The following is a 20,862-nucleotide window of genomic DNA, read 5'->3' as shown; positions in this document are numbered from 1 at the left end:
GATCAACAAGGCCAGTCCGGTCGAGATGGCCAGCATCGCAAGGACCGACGGGCCAGGCTCGCCCTGGCGCGCCTCGGTCGGGGTTTCGACGATCTGCGACTGTCGTCTGGTGGCCATGACGCTCAGCTCCATGGTATCTGCAAAGGCGATTTCGTCTCGGTGTGCTCGGTGCAACGTCCGATACCAGACGATGTTCCGGCACGCTCCGAGGTGCGACGAGTTAACGCCAATGCAAGATTCGACCAGGAGCCTTGCTTGAATCCGGGAGGTTGGGTGTTATCCTTTCGGACCGTCCTTTTGCTAACGATCCCCTGAACGGTCGAGTTCGGAGTAACCTGGTTCGGAGTAGGTCATGGCCCCGCGCGCCAATTGGAAGGGATTTCTGCGGCTGTCGCTCGTGACCTGTCCGGTCGCGCTTTATCCGGCGACATCGGAGTCCGAAAAGGTCTCGTTCAACCAGATCAACCGCAAGACCGGCCATCGTATCAAATATTCCAAGGTTGACGCGGAGACCGGCGACGAGGTCGCCAGCGAGGACATCGTCAAGGGCTACAAGGTGGACACCGACACCTATATCGAGGTGACCAAGGACGAGCTCGACGATATCGCGCTGGAATCGACCCACACCATCGAGATCGACGAATTCGTCCCGCGCAGCGAGATCGACAGCCGCTACCTGATCCGCCCCTATTATCTGGTCCCCGACGGCAAGGTCGGCCACGACGCCTTCGCGGTGATCCGCGAGACCATCCGCAGCATGAACAAGGTCGCGATCGGCCGCATCGTCCTGACCAATCGCGAGCACATCGTTGCGCTCGAACCGCTCGACAAGGGCCTGATGGGGACGCTGCTGCGCTATCCCTACGAGGTGCGCAACGAGCGTGAATATTTCGACGACATCCAGGACGTGAAGATCACCAAGGAGATGCTGGATCTCGCCCAGCATATCGTCGAGAAGAAATCGGCCGATTTCGAGCCGGACAAATTCGAGGATCACTATGAGGCGGCGCTGATCGACCTCATCAACAAGAAACGCAGCGGCGTGACGATCGCCGCCAAGGCACCGCCGAAGACCAGCGGCAACGTGATCAACCTGATGGATGCGCTCAAGCGCAGCCTCGCCAGTTCGGGTGAAGCACCGGCTGCCGCTGCGGCGAAGGAGGCCCCTGCTCCGAAGTCCAAGGCCAAGCGGGCGAAGAAGCGCGCCGAAGGTCAGCGTGAGATGCTGCTGCCGATCAGCGGCAAGAAGGCCAAGGAGACTGAGAAGCAAGCCGAGAAGCAGGAGCCGAAGAAGGCCGAACGGCCGGTCCGCACCTCCGCCCGCACCCGAAAGGCGAGCTGAGCGGCGGCATTGTTCAGAGCAGCCAGCAGCCCGCTATTTGAGCGAGCTGTTCACGGACGCGAACTTGCTGCTCAGGGTCGAGCCGACGCCGTTGACCGCTGCCAGGATGACGATGCTGAGCATGCCTGCAATGATCGCATATTCGATCGAGGTGGCGCCGGCCTGATCGTTGACGAACTTCGCAATCATCTGCCGCATTCCAAACTCCCGTCGACGGGTCAAAATCGTCTCGCGCGCAATCGTCGCACGTCCAAAATGGAGGGTCTTCAGTCCATCGACCCTCTGCGATCGGCTTGAACAATAAGTTAACCTGATCGAATAGATCAGCCGATATTTCGAAGATTCCGCGACATCCGGCGCCGGTTGCGCCGGCATGATCTGGGTCAAGAGGTTCTGAAGCCGGCGACGTATGGAGGACGCTCCTGATCCCGTTGTCCTCCATGAGCACCGCCGATACCTCTCGTCCACAGCTCCGCATCCGAAGCGTCGCCCTCGACACCGGGCGGGAGAACGTCGTGGTGATTTCGCGGCGGTCCAAGGCGCTGCGCGCCGAGGTCTTCCGCGGCTTCAGCCGAGTCGAGCTGCGCTGCGATTCGCGCCTCCTGCTTGCCACGCTCCTGATCACGGACGACGACAATCTGGTCGGGCCGGACGAAATCGGCCTGTCCGAGCCGGCGCTACGCCGCTTTGCGGAGCCGGTCGGCACGCTGGCGGTGGTCTCGCCTGCGGCACCGCCCGACAGCCTGGAGGCCGTTCGTGCCAAGATCCGTGGCGAGACCTTGAGCGACCAGGCGATCGCCGCCGTGATCGACGACCTCTCTCATTACCGCTACTCCGATATGGAGATCGCGGCTTTCCTGATCGGCTCTGCGAGTTTCATGACTTCTGGCGAGCTGCTGGCCTTGACCCGCGCCATGGCCGGCGCCGGTACGCGGCTGAAATGGAACGAGCCCATCGTCGTCGACAAGCACTGCATCGGCGGCATTCCCGGCAACCGCACCTCGATGGTGGTCGTGCCGATCGTCGCCGCTCACGGGCTGCCGATCCCGAAGACGTCATCGCGCGCGATCACCTCGCCGGCCGGTACCGCCGATACGATGGAGGTGCTGGCCCGAGTCAATGTCGGCGCCGAGGAAATGAAATCGATCGTCGCCGCCTGCAACGGCTGCCTGGTCTGGGGCGGGCACGTGAACCTGTCGCCGGCGGACGACATCCTGATCTCCGTCGAGCGTCCGCTCAGCCTCGACACCCGCGAGCAGATGGTCGCCTCGATCATGTCCAAGAAGCTGGCCGCCGGCTCCACGCATCTCCTGATCGACCTGCCGGTCGGCCCCACCGCGAAGCTGACCAGCGGCGCGGAAGCGATGCGGCTGCGCAAGCTGTTCGAATTCGTCGGCGACCGGTTCGGCATCACGGTCGAGGTGATCACGACCGACGGCAGCCCGCCTATCGGCAACGGGATCGGTCCGGTACTGGAAGCGCGAGACGTAATGGCGGTCCTCACCAACGATCCGGCCGCACCGGCCGATCTCAGGGAGAAGTCGCTGCGGCTCGCCGCACATCTGCTCGAATACGATCCGCAATTGCGAGGCGGCGCCGGCTATGACCGGGCGCGCGACCTGCTCGACAGCGGCGCGGCCATGAGGCAGATGCAGAAGATCATCGACGCGCAGGGGCCGCCGGAATGCGAGAGCCGGCTCGGCGATCTTGTCTTCGAAGTCAAAGCCGAGCGCGACGGCGTCATAGCCGCGATCGATTGCCTGCGGCTCAACCGACTGGCCCGTACCGCCGGCGCGCCGATCAACAAAGGAGCCGGCATCCGCCTGTTCAAGAAGATTGGCGACCCGGTCCAACAGGGCGAGCCGCTGTATCGCGTGTTCGCCTGCGATCCATCCTCGCACGATCTCGCCGCAGCAGCGGCGAGGACGGATGACGGCTACGCACTTGGTGCGACGCCTCTGCGCGAGGGCGGCATTCGGTGACGGCGAGATCGGCAATTCGGGAGCGCAAACCATGAGCGTCACAGTTCGATTTTGCGGTGCGGCGCATACCGTGACCGGCTCCTGCTATCTGGTGCGAACCGATGCCGGTCATTTGCTGATCGATTGCGGCCTGTTTCAGGGCCAGAAGACACTCAAGGAATTGAACTACGGCGCCTTCCCGTTCCATCCTTCCGACATCGATGCGGTGTTGCTGACACACGCCCATATCGATCACAGCGGGCTGCTCCCGAAGCTGGTGAAGGAAGGCTTTCGCGGACGAATCCTCGCGACCCGCGGCACCATCGATCTCTGCTCCTATATGCTGCCGGACGCGGGCAGCATCCAGGAACAGGAGGTCCTGGCGCTGAACCGCCGGAATGCCACACGCGGCCGAGCCGACGTCACGCCGATCTACACCCAGGCCGACGCGGTGGCTGCGATGCGCGCCTTCCAGGCGATCGACTACGAGACCTGGACCGATGTCATCCCCGGCGTGCGCGCCCGCTACTGGAACGCCGGCCACCTGCTCGGCTCCGCCTCGATCGAGATCGAGATCGCCGGCGAAGGTCGCGGTGGCGCCCCGCTCCGGCTGCTGGCGTCCGGCGACATCGGTCCGGACGCCAAGCTGCTGCAGCCCGATCCGCAGGCGCCGGCCGGGTTCGACTACGTCATTTCAGAATCCACCTATGGCGACCGCATCCGCGAGCGCACCACGCCTGAGCTCAGGCGCGAGCGGCTGGCCGCAGACGTGCGCGACGCCGCGGCCGCCGATGGTGCGCTGCTGATTCCGGCTTTCGCGGTCGAGCGCACACAGGAACTGATCGTCGATCTGGTCGCGCTGATGGAGCTCGGCGCGATTCCGCCAGCTCCGATCTTCCTCGACTCGCCGCTGGCGATCCGGGCCACCGAAGTATTCCGTCAGCATGCCGCAAGCCTCGATACCAGCGTCGATGTCGGCCGCCTGCTCGCTTCGCCACATCTGCACTTCACCGAGACGGTCGACGAGAGCAAATCGATTGCAAGACTCACCGGTTTCCACATCATCATCGCCGCCAGCGGCATGTGCGATGCCGGCCGCATCCGTCATCACCTGAAGCGCTGGCTGTGGAACAATCACGCGACCGTGCTTCTGGTCGGCTATCAGGCCCACGGTACGCTCGGCCGCTTCCTGCAGGACGGCGTCAAGGCCGTGCGGATCCAAGGCGAGGAGATCAGGGTCGCCGCACGCATCCGCACGCTGGACGACTATTCCGGTCATGCCGACGGAAGCGAGATCGCACGCTGGATCTCAGCTCGCCGTCCCGTAGCCCGCGGTCTGTTCCTGGTCCATGGCGAAGACGCCGCGATTTCCGGGCTCGCTGCGCGCGTCGCCGAGCGGATCCTTCCGTCGGCGAAGCTGTTCGAGCCTTTGCTCGACGATGTCTATGAACTCACAACCGCCGTGCCGACGCCGCTCGACGTCGCCCATCGCCGCCGGCTCGCGCCGGAGGCTGTCACTCGGCTCGACTGGCACAATGAGATGTCCGAGCTCATGCTCGATATCAACGCGCGGATCGAACAAGCCGCCGACGACCGTGCCCGCGGCGTGATCGTCCGGCGGCTGCGCCGCGCGCTGGCGGACTAGCGCTGGCGCATCCCCTGCATGGGCTGATGTCCCCGGACGGCTATACCGCAGCCCCTTTTCCTGATCCAATTGTCTTCTCAGGCCAGGCACGACATTGGCCGCGACAGAACATCGGGAGGACATCACCATGAAACTGGGCGCCGCCATCGCGGAGATCATGAAGCGCGAAGGCATCGAGATCCTCACCGGCTATCCCGTCAATCATCTGATCGAATTTGCGGCGCAAGCCGACATCCGCCCGGTGATGGTGCGGCAGGAACGGATCGGACTGCACATGGCGGACGCGATCTCGCGCGTCACGTCAGGCCACAAGATCGGTGTGTTCTGCATGCAGCACGGTCCCGGCGCCGAGAACGCGATGGGCGGCGTCGCGCAGTGTTTTGGCGAGTCCGTGCCCGTGCTGGTGCTGCCGATGGGTTATGCGCGGCGGCTGTCGCAGGTCGAGCCGAACTTCAATTCATCGCAGGCGATGCGGCCATTCGCCAAATCGGCCGAGGCGATTATCCTGGCGAGCGAGGTCTGCAACGTCTTCCGTCGCGCCTTCACCAAGCTGAAGAACGGCCGCGGCGGCCCCGTGATCGTCGAGATTCCCTCCGACATGTGGAACGAGGAGGTGCCGGAACCACTGAACTACAGCCCGGCCCTGCGCACGCGCTACGGCGCTGATCCCGTCCATGTCAGGGAGGCGGCCGCACTGCTGATCGGCGCCAAGCGTCCGGTGATCTATGCCGGCCAGGGTGTGCATTACGCGCGGGCCTGGCCGCAATTGAAGCGGCTGGCCGAACGACTCGCCATCCCCGTCACCACCAGCCTCGGCGGCAAGTCGTCATTTCCGGAGACGCACCCGCTGTCCCTCGGCTCGGGCGGGCTCGCGGTGCCGCGCGCGGTGGCGACATTCCTGAAGGACGCCGACGTGATCTTCGGCATCGGCTGCTCCTTCACCGAAACCAATTTCGGCGTCGCGATGCCGAAAGGAAAAACCATCATTCATGCCACGCTCGATCCGAATCATCTCAACAAGGACGTCGAGGCCAAGATCGGCCTGGTCGGCGATGCCGGCCTCGTGCTCGATGCACTGCTTGCGGAGATCGAGCCGCAGGTCCCGTCGGATCGGGATGCATCTGCGATCGCCACCGAGATTGCGGCCATCAACAAGGGATGGCTCGAGAAGTGGTTGCCGAAGCTGACGTCCAACGACGCGCCTCTCAATCCTTATCGCGTGCTATGGGACCTTCAGCACACCGTCGATATCGAAAACACCATCATCACTCATGATGCCGGCAGTCCGCGTGACCAGCTCTCCCCGTTCTGGAAGGCGACCCAGCCGCTCTCCTACCTCGGCTGGGGCAAGACCACCCAGCTCGGCTACGGACTTGGGCTCGCGATGGGGGCCAAGCTCGCCGCGCCCGACAAGCTCTGCATCAATGTCTGGGGCGACGCGGCGATCGGCTTCACCGGGATGGATTTCGAGACAGCGGTCCGCGAGCGCATCCCGATCATGTCCATTCTGCTCAACAATTTCTCGATGGCGATCGAGCTGAAGGTGATGCCGGTGTCGACCGAGAAGTACCGCTCGACCGACATTTCCGGCGACTACGCCGCAATGGCGCGCGCCTTCGGCGGCTATGGCGAGCGCGTCACCAAGCCGGACGACATCGTGCCCGCGATCATGCGCGGCATCGCCAAGACCAAGGAAGGCATTCCCGTCTTGCTGGAGTTCATCACCAGCAAGGAGACGGAGGTGTCGCGGCCGGGCACGTGAGTGGTGGGGCTACTCCGCCATCTCGATCGCCGGCGGCGGTACGGCCGGGCCGGCGAGCGGCCGCTCCTCCATCAGGATCATGCAGACGGCGGCACAGGAAAGCATCGCCGCGGCCGCGCCGAAGACGTAGCGGAAGGCGTGGACCATATCGGCGACTGCAATCCCGGTGACCGCGCCGCTCGCGCCCTCCGCCAGAGAGACGTCGGCGCCGAGCGCCATCAGCAGGATTGCACCGAAGGCGGCGACCGTGAACGAGGACATCATGGCGCGAAAGAAGTTCATGGCGCCGGTGATGGTGCCGACCTGGGCGCGCGGCACGGCGTTCTGCAGCGCGACCACGCAGATCGGAAATGGCGTCCCCAGACCGACGCCGAACACCGAAAGCAGCGCCACCAGCGTCCACAGCGAGGGCGTCATTAGCGTCATCGCAGTCGCCGCCAGCGCTGCGGTGATGGTGCCCGCGATCGCAACCCGCTTGTAGTGCTTGACCCGCGCCATGGTGCGGCCGGCAATCGCTGCGCCAAGGGTCGAGATCGCCGCCAGCGGAATCAGTCCAAGACCCGCCTGACTCGCAGACAGATGGTAGACCACCTCGTAATACAGCGGCAGATAGACGGTGAGCCCGATCATCGCGCCGAGCGCACAGCCGCTGATCAACAGGCCAAAGGGCACGACGCGGCCGCCGATCAGGGATAATGGCAGGAACGGCTCGTCGGAGCGCTGCGCATGCCAGACGAAGCCAAGCGCCAGGGCCACGGCGGCGCCGATCATCGCCAGGATCGCGGGCGACAGCCAGGCGAGCTTATGGCCACCCCAGCTCAGGACCAGCATGAAGACAACGGCGGACGCCATCAGAAGCAGCCCCCCGAGCCAGTCGACGCTGCGCAAGCGGTGATAGGCCGGGATGCGCGCCATCTTCGGCAGCAGCAGCACCAGCGCCCCGACCGCGAGTGGCAGGTTGATCCAGAAGATCATCGACCAGTGCAGATGATCGGCGAAGAAGCCGCCGATCACGGGCCCCAACAGGCCGGCCACCATCCAGACCGCGCTGAAATAGGCCTGATATTGGCCGCGCTCGCGCGGGCTGATCACGTCCGAGATCACCGTCTGCACCACCGGCATGATGCCGCCGCCGCCGAGCCCCTGCAGGCCGCGGGCCAGCACCAGAACGGTCATGTTGGGCGCCAGCGCGCAAAGCACCGATCCCGCGATGAACAGGCTGAGCGAGGTGATGATCATGGCGCGGCGGCCATAGATGTCGCTCAAGGTGCCGAACACCGGGGCCACCGCCGTGGAGGCCAAGAGATACGCGGTGATCACCCAGGAGAGGTTCTCGACATCGTGGAACTCACGACCGATGGTCGGCAGCGCCGTTGCCACGATGGTCTGGTCAAGCGCGGCCAGGAACATCGTAAGCAGAAGGCTCATCAGGATGGTGCGGACCTCGGCCGGGGTCAGTGGCACCGGCGGCGCGATTGGCGGCGCGTCGGCGACCGCACGCACCTGCGGCGGCAGCGCGGGCAGCTCGGCGGCGATGTCTTCAGGCACGGAGATGGCGGCGGCAGGGTAGCGGCTCTGCCGTTGAAACTTGTTCATGGGGAATAATGTTGTTCGGCCAGCGAGGAGGAACCCCGCAGATTCGCTGAGTAGCCAACCATCTAAGGGATAAATTTCCCTTGCGGCAGACGCTCTTGCGCATGGGCGCATTGCGGCATCGGGCAGCCGGGCGCAGTGATGTGACTTGTTGCGCGTGCGAAGCGAGGCCCCGAGTCGGCAGGCCCCCCCCTCAACCCGAGCAAGCGGGATCTACCTGGACGGTCTATTTGGGCCGGTGCTTCAGCTTGGCGCGCTTGGGCAGCAGCACCGGCCATTGCACGATATGGTCCTCCAGCTCGTCGACGGGGACTTGCTCCTCGGACCCTTCGACACGGCCCCGCACGGAGACACCCGCTTCATGCACCGTCTGAGGATCCCCGGAGATCAGCGGATGCCACCAATAGAGATCGCGCCCTTCGGCGGCCAGCCGGTAGCCGCAGCTCGGCGGCAGCCAGGTGATGGTGCGGACATTCTCAGGTGTCAGGCGAACGCAATCCGGTACAGTTTCAGAACGATTCTCATAATTTTTGCAGGCACATAGACCGGCGTCCAGAAGCCTGCAGGCAATATGGGTAAAATAGATCCGGCCGGTATCTTCGTCCTCGAGCTTCTCCAGGCAGCAGCGCCCGCAGCCGTCGCACAGGCTTTCCCATTCGGCCTCGGACATCTGCTCCAAGGTCTTGGTTTTCCAGAAAAATCCCTCCTGACCGGAAGGACGTTTGAGCGGCGCGGTCATCACAGGAATCCGAGGGTCACAGCTGGCTCGGCATCTAGGGGGCCCCGCCACCAGGACGCAAGAGCGGCGTGCCGGTTCCGGGCAGAAGATATTAGCGCTGCCCATCAAATTATGAGCGGCGCCATTGGTTTATGGCCCCTGCTCGGCTAGATAGGTTATCGAGTCATCCCCGGCGCGAAACAAGCGCCACGGGTTTGCCGCAACAGTCCCGCAAGACCCTTCGATGGCCCAGCCGGGTGGTTGAGTGCGTTCGAAGACAGCTGACCGGCTTTCGCAAAGACCAGGTATCCCGTGCGCCAGATCATTCCAGACGATTGGAAAAAGCGGCTCGACAACTGGCGGCTGGATCTCGATGCGCGGTTCGACTCGGCGCTGTTCTCGTCGCTGCGCGGCGCCCGCGAGCTTTTTGAGCGCTATTCGGCGTTCATGGACCGCTTCTATGTCGGCGGCTGGAAGCGCTGGGTCTTCATCGAGCCGTTCTCCGAAGCCGCCACGATCGGCCTCGGCGGGCTCGTGCTGTTGCTGGCGCTGGCGATTCCGGCGTTCCGCGAAACCGCCGACGAGGACTGGCTGAAGAAGTCCGACCTCGCGGTCACCTTCCTCGACCGCTACGGCAACCCGATCGGCAGCCGCGGCATCAAGCACAACGACTCGATCCCGCTGGAAGACTTTCCGGACAATTTGATCAAGGCGACGCTCGCGACCGAAGACCGCCGCTTCTACGACCATTTCGGCATCGACATCGCGGGCACCGCCCGCGCGCTCGTCACCAACGCCCAGGCCGGCGGCGTGCGCCAGGGCGGCTCGTCGATCACCCAGCAGCTCGCCAAGAACCTGTTCCTGTCGAACGAGCGCACCATCGAGCGCAAGATCAACGAGGCGTTCCTGGCGATCTGGCTGGAGACCCGGCTCACCAAGAACGAGATCCTCAAGCTCTATCTCGACCGCGCCTATATGGGCGGCGGCACCTTCGGCGTCGACGGCGCAGCGCATTTCTACTTCAACAAGTCGGTGCGCGACATCAACCTGGCGGAAGCCGCGATGCTGGCCGGCCTGTTCAAGGCCCCAACCAAGTTCGCGCCACACATCAACCTGCCGGCCGCCCGCGCCCGCGCCAACGTCGTGCTCGACAACCTGGTCGATGCCGGCTTCATGACCGAGGGCCAGGTGTTCGGCGCCCGCCGCAACCCGGCGTTTGCGGTCGACCGCCGCGACGAGAACTCGCCGAACTATTTTCTCGACTATGCCTTCGACGAGATGCGCAAGCTGGTCGACACCTTCCCGAAATCCTACACCGAGCGCGTCTTCGTCGTGCGCACCTCGATCGACATGAACGTGCAGCATGCTGCCGACGATGCCATCGAGAATCAGCTGCGCCAGTTCGGCCGCGACTATCACGCGACCCAGGCGGCGACCGTGGTCGCCGATCTCGACGGCGGCATCCGCGCCATGGTCGGCGGCCGCGATTACGGCGCCAGCCAGTTCAATCGCGCGGTCGACGCCTATCGGCAGCCCGGCTCGTCCTTCAAGCCCTACGTCTACACGACCGCGCTGCTGAACGGCTTCAAGCCGACCTCGACCATCGTCGACGGGCCGGTCTGCATCGGCAATTGGTGTCCGCAGAACTATGGCCATTCCTATTCCGGCACGGTGACGCTGACCCAGGCGATCACCCGCTCGATCAACGTCGTGCCGGTGAAGCTGTCGATCGAGCTTGGCAAGCCGAACGGCCCCAAGGCCGGCCGCGCCAAGATCGTCGAGGTCGCCCGCCGCTTCGGCATCAAGGCGCCGCTGCCGGACACGCCGTCGCTGCCGATCGGCTCTGACGAGGTCACCGTGGTCGAGCACGCGGTCGCCTACGCCACCTTCCCGAACAAGGGCAAAGCAGTAACGCCGCATTCGGTGCTCGAAGTGCGCACTGGCGCCGGCGATCTGGTCTGGCGCTGGGACCGCGACGGGCCGAAGCCAAAGCAGGCTATCCCAGCCTCTGTCGCCGCCGACATGGCCGGCATGATGAGCCACGTGGTCAGCGAAGGCACCGCGCGCCGCGCCGCGCTCGACGGCATTCCGACCGCCGGCAAGACCGGCACCACCAACGCTTACCGCGACGCCTGGTTCGTCGGCTACACCGGCAACTTCACCTGCGCAGTCTGGTACGGCAATGACGACTATTCGCCGACCAACCGCATGACCGGCGGCTCGCTGCCGGCGCAGACCTGGCACGACATCATGACGGTCGCCCATGAGGGCGTCGAGATCAAGGAGCTGGCCGGCGTCGGCATGGGCGAGAAGCTGGCGAAAGAAGGCGCAGCCCAGGCCATGGCTTCGGCGGCGGGTGCGCCGAAGACCCTCGAGGTCAAGCCGGGACCGCCGCCGGTCCTGACCCGGCGCGGGGCCGAGATCCTGGTCCAGGTCGAGAAGATGCTCGACGACGCCGCGCGGGTCGCCGACAAGGCCGCACCGGGCGATGCGTCGAAGCCGGCCAAGCCGGTCTCTTCGAGCGCGCTCGCCTTCCCTGAAAACTATGCCGCGGCGACCGCTTCCGGCGACGCCGCGCCTGCCTCGCGCAAGAATTGACGTCAGCGATCCCGTGCGGCTGCTCCTCATCACCCTGCTTGCGCTTCTGATCGCCACCGGCGTCGGCATCGGCGCGACCTGGATGACGACGACCCGCGGCACCGAGTTCAACACGCTCACGATCGGCAGCTGGACCGCGCGCCCCAAGACCGGCACCTCCGATGTCGATCCTTATGCGCGGGCCACCATCACGCGGAATGGCGAGCTGCCGATCGGCACCGGCGATGGCGTCGCCTTCACCGCTACCAGCGACGACAAGAAGAAGGCGCTGGACGGCCGCTGCGACGTCCTCGTCTCCGGGGTCACGCCGCCGGCGCGATTCTGGACCTTGACCCTCTATGACAGGAAGGGTCATCTGGTCGCCAATGCGCTGCAACGCTACGGCTTCACCAGCCAGGAGATCGTGCGCGGCGCCGACGGCTCCTTCGAGATCCGCATCGCCTCGCGCTCGCGCTCCGGCAATTGGCTGCCGACCGGCGGCATCGAACGCTACGCGCTGATGCTGCGCCTCTACGACACGCCGGTCGGGGTTGCGACGCGCACGCAGCGCGACGCTCCGATGCCGTCGATCACGACAGTGGGATGCCCATGATCCGCCTGCTGTTCACCATTCTCGTCGGCGTGCTGCTCGGTGGTGTGGTCCATCTGGTCAGCGTGCTGGCGCTGCCGCGCATCGCCAGCCAAGACGCGTATTCGCGGCTGACGCCGATGACCGAGCTCAATGCAGTGACGCAACTGCCGTTGACCGACCCCAACACCTCGCCAATGCCGTTCATGGACCCGGCCTTCGCGGTCGCTGTCTGCCGCTACGATCTGTCAGACGGACCGCTCAAGCTCACGGTGCCCGTGAGCCAAGCCTATACATCGGTGTCGTTCTACACCCGCAACGAGATCGCCTATTACGCCATCAACGATCGCTCCGCCGGCAAGCGCGTCATCGAGCTCGATCTGATGACCGAAGCGCAGCACAGCGACCTGCCCGAGGACGAAGAAATCACCTCGGCCGACCGCCTGATCATCGATTCGCCGACGGCGACAGGGCTGATCGTGCTGAAGGCGCTGGCGGCGGAGCCAGGATTGATGCCGCAGGCGCAGGCCTCGCTCGCCGCGGCCAGATGCGGCATCCAGAATGAGCCGCCGGCGAAAGCGGAAAAGCCGCGCGGCAAGCGCTGATATCGCGTCTGGCGCATTTGCCGTGAACGAACGCGGCTGTTCACCATTCGTTGCATAGCTCGTCGTGACGATGAGATGCTATGGCATAAGCGTCACGCCGGTGATTGGCCCCACACCTCCTCATGCCCGTCGAAATCGAACGTAAGTTTCTGGTCAAGAACGAGACTTGGCGAGCCCAGGTCACCCATAGCGAACGATTGCGGGACGGCCTCGTCGCCCGCGAGCATGATGTGAAGATCCGTGTCCGCTGCTATGGCGACCGCACCACGCTGTGCGTCAAGAGCAGCCGAAGGGGCGGCATCTCCCGCGAGGAATTCGAGTATGAGATTCCGCGCGAGCATGCCGCGGCGATGTTCGCCCATTGCACCGGCCGCATCCTGGAAAAGATCCGGCATTACGTGCCGGGGCAGAGCGGGATCTGGGAGGTCGACGTCTATCACGGCATTCTCGATGGCATCGTGATCGCCGAGATCGAGCTGGAAAGCGAATCCGCGATCGTCCACCTGCCGGACTGGGTCGGCGAGGAGGTCACCGGCAATCCCCGATACAGCAAGACCAACATGCTGGCCGAACGCTCGCCCCGCCCGCAGGCTCCCATACGCCGCCCGTCGCTCGCCGGCGTATGACGCCGTTTTGATGCGGGTCAAATCGAAGGCCTGTGACGCATCCTAAACACCCTCGCGTAACGTCCGCGAATTTGCGGCGTCGGGAGGAGTATAGCGAGGATGGATTCGTCACTGGTGATGTCGCATGCGCTGCGCGCGAGGGTCATGTCGGCCGATGATGCGGCGGCGCTGGTCCCCGCCGGAGCCAATGTCGGCATGAGCGGCTTCACCGGCTCGGGCTATCCGAAGGCGGTTCCGCTGGCACTTGCCCGCAGAATAGAGGCGGCCCATGCGCGCGGAGAGCCGTTTCGCATCGGCGTCTGGACCGGCGCCTCGACGGCCCCCGAACTCGACGGCGCGCTCGCCAAGGTCAATGGCATCGAATTACGCCTGCCCTACCAATCAGATCCGATCACGCGCGAGCGCATCAATGCCGGCAGCATGGAGTATATCGACATCCATCTCAGCCATGTCGCGCAGTTCGCCTGGTTCGGCTTCCTCGGCCATCTCGACGTTGCGGTGATCGAATGCGCCGGCGTTCTGCCGGACGGGCGACTGATCCCCTCGACCTCGATCGGCAACAACAAGACCTGGCTGGACCAGGCCGATCGCGTCATCCTGGAGGTCAATTCCTGGATGAACCCTGCGCTGCTCGGCATGCACGACGTCTATTACGGCACGCGTCTGCCGCCGCATCGCAAGCCGATCCCGATCCTCGCCCCCGGAGACCGCATCGGCGAGACCACCTATCGCTGCGATCCGGACAAGGTCATCGCCATCGTCGAGACCCATGCGCCGGACCGCAACACGACCTTTGCAGCTCCCGATGCCATCTCCAAGGCGATCGCCGGCCATATCCTGGAGTTCTTCGCGCACGAGGTGCGGCAGGGCCGGCTGCCGCGCACCCTGCTGCCGCTGCAGTCCGGCGTCGGCAATGTCGCCAACGCCGTGATGGCAGGGCTCGACGACGGTCCCTTCCCGCATTTGACCGCCTACACCGAGGTGCTGCAGGACGGCATGCTGAACCTGATCCGGTCCGGCCGCATGGATCTGGCCTCTGCGACCGCATTGTCGCTGAGTTCGGAAGCCGCGCTCGAATTCAATCGCGAGATCGAATTCCTGCGCGACCGCATCGTGCTGCGGCCGCAGGAGATCTCCAACCATCCGGAGGTGATCCGCCGGCTCGGCGTGATCGCGATGAACGGACTGATCGAGGCCGACATCTACGGCAACGTCAATTCCACCCATGTGCGCGGCACCAGCATCATGAACGGCATCGGCGGCTCCGGCGATTTCGCCCGCAACGCCTATCTGTCGATCTTCATGACGCCGTCGACGGCCAAGAACGGCACGCTGTCCTGCATCGTGCCGATGGTCACTCATGTCGATCACACTGAGCACGACGTGCAGATCCTGGTCACCGAGCACGGCCTCGCCGACCTGCGCGGCCTGTCGCCGAAACAGCGCGCGCGCGTGATCATCGACAAGACCGCGCATCCAACGTTCCGCCCGGCGCTGTCAGATTATTTCGAGCGCTCCTGCCAGTTCGCCCCCGGCAAGCACACGCCGCATCTCTTGGAGGAAGCGTTCAACGTCATCCGGCCGGTGTCGCCTGGCGACGGCCTCTAACGGCCGGCCTCGCCCGCCCCGTCATTGCGAGGAGCGAAGCGACGAAGTAGTCCAGACCTACTGCTTGACTCGGGATTGCGTCGCTTCGCTCCTCGCAATGACGCCGGATAGACTATCAACCCCGCGTGGTCAGCGGACGCTGGATCAGCGGGCGCGCCGCGACCGGCGGGTTTGCGGTCTGTGCCGCGAGCTCGCCGATCAGACGATCGGCGTCGGCGGCCATCGGATCGGGTGCCTGCAGCACCAGCCGCTCCAGCGCCCAGCGATAGGACGAGATGCGCTGCTCCAGGCTGAGCTGCACCCATTGCACGATCAGCGAGTTCTCCTGCATGCGCGCGATCGCATCGTCCTTCTCGCGCGGCGACAATTCGCTCATGTAGCGCATGCTGGCGTCGCGCTTGCGATCGAGGTCGATGACGCGGATCGCGGAGGCAAAGAAGGGTTCGAACCGCGTGATGTCGTCGCGGACGTCGTCGATCAGCTGCGCATAGCGGGAGGAATGCGAGCGGTGCGGCTCGTCGATCAAGGCGCGACCATACGCGGTGCGATCGAACACCACCTTCTGCCGCCATGGCGAGGGTGACGGCTGATAATCGCCGAACACGCTCTTCCAGGCGGGGCGCGAATGCGGCGGCTCGATCAGCGGATAAGCGAGATCGCGGAGTTGACGCTCGGCGTCGGTGAGCTGGAACTGCGATGGCTTGATACCGACGCTGGCAGTCGCCTCCTGACCGATCCATTTGTGCATGTCGTCGTTGCGGAAATCGGCGCGGGTGCGGCCGAAATCGCCGCCGCTGCAGGCGCTGAGCATCGTGCCCGTGAGCACGAGCGCAAGAGCCGGCACGACGCGCCGGACCGGGATGAAGATGTCCGGCATTCCAAGTCTCATGATCTCAGCGGCGACGGCGGCGGCGGGTCGGGGCGGCGCCTTCGCGCGGTCCGCGATCGTCGCTGGTGTCGGCAGTTTCGCGCTCGATCCGCACGACGGGAAGGATCACGACCGTCCCCATGCCCTGCTGCTGCGGCGCGCCCCTCGCGGCGGACCGCGCGCGGCGCGCTGTGTCGGCCGGAAATTCGATGATGGTCGCCATATAGATTCTCTCTCGTGCCCCGAAGTTCTGTCCCCTCTTCATCCCCCTGTGCACGAACTTCAAAAAGGCCAAGGGGCACACGCAACTGACGAACCAGGCGCCGCATGTCGGTCTCACATCAAGAACAGACCGCGCATCACCTCAAGATTTTGCAGAGAACCGGCGGGATCGGCGCCGCCAATCGGTCCTCGAACGAGTGCGATTAAGATCAGCACGTGGTTAACGGCATCTTAATCGGCCGCCGAGGACATGTGGCCTCTCTCCTCAGCGTTGCAGATCACCCGCGAGCGTTGCGCCTTTGTCTCACCGGGAGACTCGCGACCAGGAAATTTCGGCCGATCTTCACGAATTATTTTCCTTAACGGCCCATTAAAACAACTGCGGATAGTCTGATCGCAACGAATGCCGAAGTTGCGTACCCCGACATGACAAGATCATCGCTTTTCCTGGGCCTAGACGGGCTGATGACGCTGTCCCGCCGCGAGGGCGTCGACATCAGACCCACGCTGTTGCGCGTGTTGACCGATCTCTACGTGCAGACGAGCGCGCATTCGGCCGACGAGGAGCGGCAATTCGTCGAGCTCGCCACGCGCCTGATCGACGAAGTCGACGATACGACGCGCGCCGCAGTGTGCGCGCGCCTTGCGATCTATCCGTCGACCCCGGCCGAGATCCTGCTCAAGCTTGGACTGCGTCCGGTCATTGCGGATGAAACATTGCCGCTCGCGGGGCCAATTCCGGCCTCGCTGCTGCCAAAGCCCTCCGCGCAGCCGCGGGTTCTCGATCAGTCCCCGTCAGGGCTCGCGATGCAGCCGAAGGACGCCGCGGAGATCTGCGAGATGTTTTTCGGCGCCGGCTCCAGCGAGCGCACGGCGATGCTGCAGAGTCTCGCCACCACGCCGCTCAAGCCCGCGATGCGGATTCCCGAGCACCGCGCGTCCAAAGCGATCGAAGCGCTGGAGATGGCGGCCTTCGTCACCGATGTCGAGAATTTCACCATCGAACTCGGCGAAAGCCTGCTGCTCTCGAGCCGGATCGCGGCCCAGGTGGTCGAGGACGCCGCGGGCGAGCCGCTGGCCTGCGCCGCCAAGGCGCTTGGCATGCCCGGCGCCGTGTTCCAGCGCGTGCTGCTGTTCCTGAAGCCGGAGCTCGGCCAGTCCGTGCAGACCGTGTTTCGGCTGTCGCGCCTCTATGACCGCCTGAGCGAGCGTGCGGCACTGATCATGCTCGCAGCCTGGCGCGGCTCCGCCGTTGCGGCGGCTGCGCGGGCCAAGCATCGTCCCTCGCTCTATGACGATGAGCGGCAGCGGGGCCGTGCCACAGCGCCGCGACCGCAGCCGGTCTCGACACCGGTCGTGCGCACCGGCACCGACGGATACAAGCGCTGAGCGCCGCGCTCCAGGCCGGCGGCGCTAGAACCAGATCTGCATCGCCACGCCCTGCGCATCGCGCGGCGGCTCGCCTGCGGGGACACTGCCCGCGCAATCGCGCGCAGCCAGCGCGACCGCAGCAGCATCAAGCACGTCATCGGCCTTGGCACCGGTGCCGATCCGCGTTCTGCTGATCCACTCATCGATGGCGGCGAAGCCGGCCCGTTGCAGCAGATCGCGCCGCAGTGCAAGTCCCTGCTCCGTCTTCTTCGACGGCAGCGGCGCGCCATGCAGGCGCAGGAACACCAGCTCCGGATGCGCCTCGCGGATGTCGAGATGGCGATGGCTTCGGACGAAGCGGTCGACCTCCATGATCTTGCGCCCGAGATGCCAGAGCTGACGCGACACACGCGTCTCGCCGCGTCTCAGCGCTTCGTTGTTGGCCAGATCTGGATCGTCGAACTGCTCCCACAGCCAGCGCCGCGCGCCGGTGAAGACGCGGGAGCGGTGCGGCGCGAGCTTGTCACGCGCGAGATGATCACAATCGCGCTCACCGTCGTCCGTCATGCCGATGGGGATGTCGACGGCGGCACGAGCGAAGGGGGCTGCGAGCGCGGCCGAGATGTCGGCGGGAAAGGCAATGTCGCGCCGGTCGCCCTCGATCGATACTGCGACCCAGCCGCGCGAGAAACCATCGAGTCCGACGACGCGTTGACCAGACACTTCGCCACCCACCTGCCTTGTGCGATCACGGATCTCGTAGCTTGCTCAGGTGCCCCTCTTTCGGAGAAGGTCTATCGTCGTTCTACAGCGCCGATGACTGCGCCCTCTCCCCTTATAACGCAGGGCAATCGCATATGCGGAAAAGCCTCGTCTGCTATCTCTCCTGCGGCCGTCCTTCGAGACGCTCGCCTTCGGCGAGCTCCCCAGGACGAGGGCTTTATTTTGCGGCAAAATGCCAAACCCTCATGGTGAGGAGCGCCGCTTGCGGCGCGTCTCGAACCATGAGGCCCGAAAGCGCAACAACCCATATGCGATTGCCCTGCCTTATAGCGGGAGAGGGCTACACCGCCGCTGTGGCAAGCGCCTGCGCCGATCAGGCCGGACGCCGCGGCACGATTGCGATCGGATTGAAGGTGTAGACGGCCTCGCCGTGCTGGTTATAGGCGGTCCACTTGATCCGCGCGATGCCTTGCGGCTTGCTCTGCGACGGCACGAGATCGACCACCTCACCTTCGAGATGGAGCGTGTCTCCCGGCCGCACCGGCTTCAGCCAGCGCAGCTCGTCGACGCCGGCACCGAACAGCGGATGCGGACCAAACGGACGCGCTTCCGCTGCAAGCCGCATTGCGATCGCGGCGGTGTGCCATCCGGAGGCGGCAAGACCCTTCAGGATCGTCTTCTCCGCCGCTTCCTCATCGAGGTGAAACGGCTGCGGATCAAATTCGGCGGCGAAGCGCTTGATGTCGTCGCGCGACACCGTGGTCTCGCCGCTCTTGAACTTCATCCCGATCTTGAGGTCATCGAACCATTCGATCATGCAGGCCCTCGAATTGGCGCCTCGGGCGGGGGGCTCAACCGAGGTTGAGCTCCTTGAAGAAGTCGTTGCCCTTGTCGTCGATGATGGTGAAGGCCGGGAAGTCGACCACCTCGATGCGCCAGATCGCTTCCATGCCGAGCTCGGGATATTTTACCACCTCGACCTTCTTGATGCAGTGCTCGGCGAGATTGGCCGCGGCACCGCCGATCGAGCCGAGATAGAAGCCGCCATATTTCTTGCAGGCCTCGCGCACGGCCGGCGCGCGATTGCCCTTGGCGACCATCACCATCGAGCCGCCAGCGGCCTGGAATTGATCGACGAAAGAATCCATGCGGCCCGCAGTGGTGGGGCCGAACGCGCCCGAGGCGTAGCCTTCCGGCGTCTTGGCCGGGCCGGCGTAATAGATCGGATGATTCTTGAAATAGTCCGGCAACGGCTCGCCCTTCTCCAGCCGCTCGCGCAGCTTGGCATGCGCGGAATCGCGCGCGACGATCATGGTGCCGGTCAGCGACAGCCGGGTCTTGATCGGATGCTTCGACAGCGCCGCGAGGATGTCCTTCATCGGCTGGTTCAGGTCGATCTTGACGACCTCGCCGCCGAGCGCCTGCTCGACCTCCGGCAGATATTGCGCCGGATGATGCTCGAGCTCTTCCAGATAAACGCCGTCCTTGGTGATCTTGCCGAGCACCTGTCGGTCGGCCGAGCACGATACGCCGAGCCCTATCGGCAGCGAAGCGCCGTGACGCGGCATGCGGATCACGCGCACGTCGTGGCAGAAATATTTGCCGCCGAACTGCGCGCCGACACCGAGCGACTGCGTCATCTTGTGAATTTCCTGCTCCATCTCGAGATCGCGGAAGGCGTTGCCATCGGGCGATCCCTGCGTCGGCAGCGCATCGAGATAGCGCGCCGAGGCGAGCTTCACCGTCTTCATGCAGAGCTCGGCCGAGGTGCCGCCGATCACGATGGCGAGATGATACGGCGGACACGCCGCGGTGCCGAGCGTGAGGATCTTCTCCTTGAGGAAGGCGAGCAGACGATCCTTGGTCAAGACCGACGGCGTGGCCTGGAACAGGAAGCTCTTGTTGGCAGAGCCGCCGCCCTTGGCCATGAACATGAACTTGTAGGCATCTTCGCCTTCGGCGTAGATCTCGGTCTGCGCCGGCATGTTGTTGGCGGTGTTCTTCTCCTCATACATCGACAGTGGCGCGACCTGCGAATAGCGCAGGTTGCGGCGCAGATAAGCGTCGCGCGCGCCTTCCGAGAGCGCCGCCTCGTCGTCGCCATCGGTGATGACGTTGCAGCCCTTCTTGCCCATGATGATCGCGGTGCCGGTATCCTGGCACATCGGCAGCACGCCGCCGGCAGCGATATTGGCGTTCTTCAGAAAATCCAGCGCGACGAACTTGTCGTTCGGGCTGGCCTCGGGGTCGTCGAGGATCGCGCGCAGCTGCTTCAGATGGCCGGGGCGCAAATAGTGATTGATCTCGCCGAAGGCGGCTTCCGACAGCGCCCGCAGCGCCTCGCGCGACACCACCAGCATGTCGCGGCCCAGCACCTTCTCGACCCGCACGCCCTCAGCCATGATCTTCTTGTAGGGCGTGGTGTCCGCGCCGAGCGGAAACAACGGCGTATGCTTGTAGGGCGGGACGGGCTTGGACTGGTCGGGAAAAGCGGTGGGCGCGTTCATGGGAAACTCGTGGGTTGAAGGGCCGGAAAACGCCTGTCCGAGGCACCCGGCGATAGAGCCGTTCTAAGCCCTTTTGGTGGAAAAGGAAGCTGCCGGGCGGCGAATGGGGCCTATGTGATCTCCGACCGGGCTCGGTCGTCCCGGA

18 protein-coding genes are annotated in these 20,862 nt (G+C 64.8%); 10 read left to right on the top strand and 8 right to left on the bottom strand.

Annotation, left to right across the window (positions count from 1 at the left end):
* Positions 1 to 352: 352 nt before the first annotated feature.
* Positions 353 to 1,342 carry a Ku protein gene (locus tag BRAS3843_RS36760; protein WP_008974360.1) on the top strand — a complete coding sequence of 330 codons (990 nt, stop codon included), beginning with the start codon at positions 353 to 355 and terminating at the stop codon, positions 1,340 to 1,342.
* Positions 1,343 to 1,375: 33 nt separating this feature from the next.
* Here the strand turns inward: BRAS3843_RS36760 and BRAS3843_RS36755 are convergent, their stop codons facing one another.
* The gene (locus BRAS3843_RS36755) at positions 1,376 to 1,540 is read right to left on the bottom strand and encodes a Flp family type IVb pilin (protein WP_008974359.1); all 165 of its coding nucleotides are present in this window, start codon (positions 1,538 to 1,540) and stop codon (positions 1,376 to 1,378) included.
* Between the two features lie 242 nt (positions 1,541 to 1,782).
* Between BRAS3843_RS36755 and BRAS3843_RS36750 the strand changes: the two genes are divergently transcribed.
* The 3 genes from BRAS3843_RS36750 to BRAS3843_RS36740 all read left to right on the top strand — a co-directional run bounded on the left by BRAS3843_RS36750 (position 1,783) and on the right by BRAS3843_RS36740 (position 6,710).
* Entirely contained in the window at positions 1,783 to 3,324 is a 1,542-nt protein-coding gene (locus BRAS3843_RS36750; protein WP_083841518.1) for a thymidine phosphorylase family protein, read from the top strand.
* A 31-nt stretch (positions 3,325 to 3,355) separates the two neighbouring features.
* Positions 3,356 to 4,948 carry an MBL fold metallo-hydrolase gene (locus tag BRAS3843_RS36745; RefSeq protein ID WP_008974357.1) on the top strand — a complete coding sequence of 531 codons (1,593 nt, stop codon included), beginning with the start codon at positions 3,356 to 3,358 and terminating at the stop codon, positions 4,946 to 4,948.
* A 94-nt stretch (positions 4,949 to 5,042) separates the two neighbouring features.
* Positions 5,043 to 6,710, top strand: coding sequence for a thiamine pyrophosphate-requiring protein (locus BRAS3843_RS36740; RefSeq protein ID WP_277996504.1), 1,668 nt, complete (start codon positions 5,043 to 5,045; stop codon positions 6,708 to 6,710).
* A gap of 9 nt (positions 6,711 to 6,719) precedes the next feature.
* Here the strand turns inward: BRAS3843_RS36740 and BRAS3843_RS36735 are convergent, their stop codons facing one another.
* Both BRAS3843_RS36735 and BRAS3843_RS36730 read right to left on the bottom strand, forming a co-directional pair.
* Entirely contained in the window at positions 6,720 to 8,306 is a 1,587-nt protein-coding gene (locus BRAS3843_RS36735; protein WP_008974355.1) for an MDR family MFS transporter, read from the bottom strand.
* Positions 8,307 to 8,529: 223 nt separating this feature from the next.
* Positions 8,530 to 9,042, bottom strand: coding sequence for a YcgN family cysteine cluster protein (locus BRAS3843_RS36730; RefSeq protein WP_008974354.1), 513 nt, complete (start codon positions 9,040 to 9,042; stop codon positions 8,530 to 8,532).
* Positions 9,043 to 9,333: 291 nt separating this feature from the next.
* Here BRAS3843_RS36730 and BRAS3843_RS36725 point away from each other — a divergent pair, with 291 nt between their 5' ends.
* From BRAS3843_RS36725 to BRAS3843_RS36705, 5 genes are all read left to right on the top strand, one after another.
* Positions 9,334 to 11,619, top strand: coding sequence for a PBP1A family penicillin-binding protein (locus BRAS3843_RS36725; RefSeq protein WP_008974353.1), 2,286 nt, complete (start codon positions 9,334 to 9,336; stop codon positions 11,617 to 11,619).
* 13 nt (positions 11,620 to 11,632) lie between these two features.
* On the top strand, positions 11,633 to 12,211 hold the full coding sequence (locus BRAS3843_RS36720; protein ID WP_008974352.1) for a DUF1214 domain-containing protein: 579 nt from the start codon (positions 11,633 to 11,635) through the stop codon (positions 12,209 to 12,211).
* Positions 12,208 to 12,792, top strand: coding sequence for a DUF1254 domain-containing protein (locus tag BRAS3843_RS36715; RefSeq protein WP_008974351.1), 585 nt, complete (start codon positions 12,208 to 12,210; stop codon positions 12,790 to 12,792). The genes BRAS3843_RS36720 and BRAS3843_RS36715 overlap by 4 nt, the downstream gene beginning before the upstream one ends.
* 122 nt (positions 12,793 to 12,914) lie before the next feature.
* A complete protein-coding gene (locus tag BRAS3843_RS36710) occupies positions 12,915 to 13,418 on the top strand; it encodes a CYTH domain-containing protein (RefSeq protein ID WP_008974350.1) in 504 nt (167 codons plus the stop codon).
* A gap of 99 nt (positions 13,419 to 13,517) precedes the next feature.
* Entirely contained in the window at positions 13,518 to 15,026 is a 1,509-nt protein-coding gene (locus BRAS3843_RS36705; protein WP_008974349.1) for an acetyl-CoA hydrolase/transferase family protein, read from the top strand.
* A gap of 115 nt (positions 15,027 to 15,141) precedes the next feature.
* On the opposite strand, the gene BRAS3843_RS36700 is transcribed toward BRAS3843_RS36705, so the two are convergent.
* Complete coding sequence (locus BRAS3843_RS36700; RefSeq protein ID WP_008974348.1) at positions 15,142 to 15,903, bottom strand: hypothetical protein; 762 nt, start codon at positions 15,901 to 15,903, stop codon at positions 15,142 to 15,144.
* A gap of 16 nt (positions 15,904 to 15,919) precedes the next feature.
* Positions 15,920 to 16,117: a hypothetical protein gene (locus BRAS3843_RS36695; RefSeq protein ID WP_008974347.1), complete on the bottom strand. Its 198-nt coding sequence runs from the start codon at positions 16,115 to 16,117 to the stop codon at positions 15,920 to 15,922.
* 425 nt (positions 16,118 to 16,542) lie between these two features.
* Here BRAS3843_RS36695 and BRAS3843_RS36690 point away from each other — a divergent pair, with 425 nt between their 5' ends.
* Positions 16,543 to 17,505: a DUF2336 domain-containing protein gene (locus BRAS3843_RS36690; RefSeq protein WP_035984049.1), complete on the top strand. Its 963-nt coding sequence runs from the start codon at positions 16,543 to 16,545 to the stop codon at positions 17,503 to 17,505.
* Positions 17,506 to 17,529: 24 nt separating this feature from the next.
* Here the strand turns inward: BRAS3843_RS36690 and BRAS3843_RS36685 are convergent, their stop codons facing one another.
* The 3 genes from BRAS3843_RS36685 to BRAS3843_RS36675 all read right to left on the bottom strand — a co-directional run bounded on the left by BRAS3843_RS36685 (position 17,530) and on the right by BRAS3843_RS36675 (position 20,717).
* Positions 17,530 to 18,210, bottom strand: coding sequence for a DUF429 domain-containing protein (locus BRAS3843_RS36685; RefSeq protein WP_083841519.1), 681 nt, complete (start codon positions 18,208 to 18,210; stop codon positions 17,530 to 17,532).
* Positions 18,211 to 18,583: 373 nt separating this feature from the next.
* Positions 18,584 to 19,027: a MaoC family dehydratase gene (locus tag BRAS3843_RS36680; protein WP_008974344.1), complete on the bottom strand. Its 444-nt coding sequence runs from the start codon at positions 19,025 to 19,027 to the stop codon at positions 18,584 to 18,586.
* Positions 19,028 to 19,061: 34 nt separating this feature from the next.
* Positions 19,062 to 20,717: a fumarate hydratase gene (locus BRAS3843_RS36675; RefSeq protein WP_008974343.1), complete on the bottom strand. Its 1,656-nt coding sequence runs from the start codon at positions 20,715 to 20,717 to the stop codon at positions 19,062 to 19,064.
* Positions 20,718 to 20,862 lie beyond the last annotated feature (145 nt).

Origin of the sequence: Bradyrhizobium sp. STM 3843, assembly GCF_000239815.1 — a bacterium.
In the GTDB taxonomy this organism is placed as follows: Bacteria; Pseudomonadota; Alphaproteobacteria; order Rhizobiales; family Xanthobacteraceae; genus Bradyrhizobium.
This window is presented reverse-complemented; position numbering and strand designations above follow the sequence as displayed.

What these genes read in the sequence shown, in the direction of transcription:
- BRAS3843_RS36760 (WP_008974360.1), top strand. Translation starts at nt 353, where the DNA reads ATGGCCCCGCGCGCCAATTGGAAGGGATTTCTGCGGCTGTCGCTCGTG.
- BRAS3843_RS36755 (WP_008974359.1), bottom strand. Translation starts at nt 1,540, where the DNA reads ATGCGGCAGATGATTGCGAAGTTCGTCAACGATCAGGCCGGCGCCACC.
- BRAS3843_RS36750 (WP_083841518.1), top strand. Translation starts at nt 1,783, where the DNA reads ATGAGCACCGCCGATACCTCTCGTCCACAGCTCCGCATCCGAAGCGTC.
- BRAS3843_RS36745 (WP_008974357.1), top strand. Translation starts at nt 3,356, where the DNA reads ATGAGCGTCACAGTTCGATTTTGCGGTGCGGCGCATACCGTGACCGGC.
- BRAS3843_RS36735 (WP_008974355.1), bottom strand. Translation starts at nt 8,306, where the DNA reads ATGAACAAGTTTCAACGGCAGAGCCGCTACCCTGCCGCCGCCATCTCC.
- BRAS3843_RS36730 (WP_008974354.1), bottom strand. Translation starts at nt 9,042, where the DNA reads ATGACCGCGCCGCTCAAACGTCCTTCCGGTCAGGAGGGATTTTTCTGG.
- BRAS3843_RS36715 (WP_008974351.1), top strand. Translation starts at nt 12,208, where the DNA reads ATGATCCGCCTGCTGTTCACCATTCTCGTCGGCGTGCTGCTCGGTGGT.
- BRAS3843_RS36710 (WP_008974350.1), top strand. Translation starts at nt 12,915, where the DNA reads ATGCCCGTCGAAATCGAACGTAAGTTTCTGGTCAAGAACGAGACTTGG.
- BRAS3843_RS36705 (WP_008974349.1), top strand. Translation starts at nt 13,518, where the DNA reads ATGGATTCGTCACTGGTGATGTCGCATGCGCTGCGCGCGAGGGTCATG.
- BRAS3843_RS36700 (WP_008974348.1), bottom strand. Translation starts at nt 15,903, where the DNA reads ATGCCGGACATCTTCATCCCGGTCCGGCGCGTCGTGCCGGCTCTTGCG.
- BRAS3843_RS36695 (WP_008974347.1), bottom strand. Translation starts at nt 16,117, where the DNA reads ATGGCGACCATCATCGAATTTCCGGCCGACACAGCGCGCCGCGCGCGG.
- BRAS3843_RS36690 (WP_035984049.1), top strand. Translation starts at nt 16,543, where the DNA reads ATGACAAGATCATCGCTTTTCCTGGGCCTAGACGGGCTGATGACGCTG.
- BRAS3843_RS36680 (WP_008974344.1), bottom strand. Translation starts at nt 19,027, where the DNA reads ATGATCGAATGGTTCGATGACCTCAAGATCGGGATGAAGTTCAAGAGC.
- BRAS3843_RS36675 (WP_008974343.1), bottom strand. Translation starts at nt 20,717, where the DNA reads ATGAACGCGCCCACCGCTTTTCCCGACCAGTCCAAGCCCGTCCCGCCC.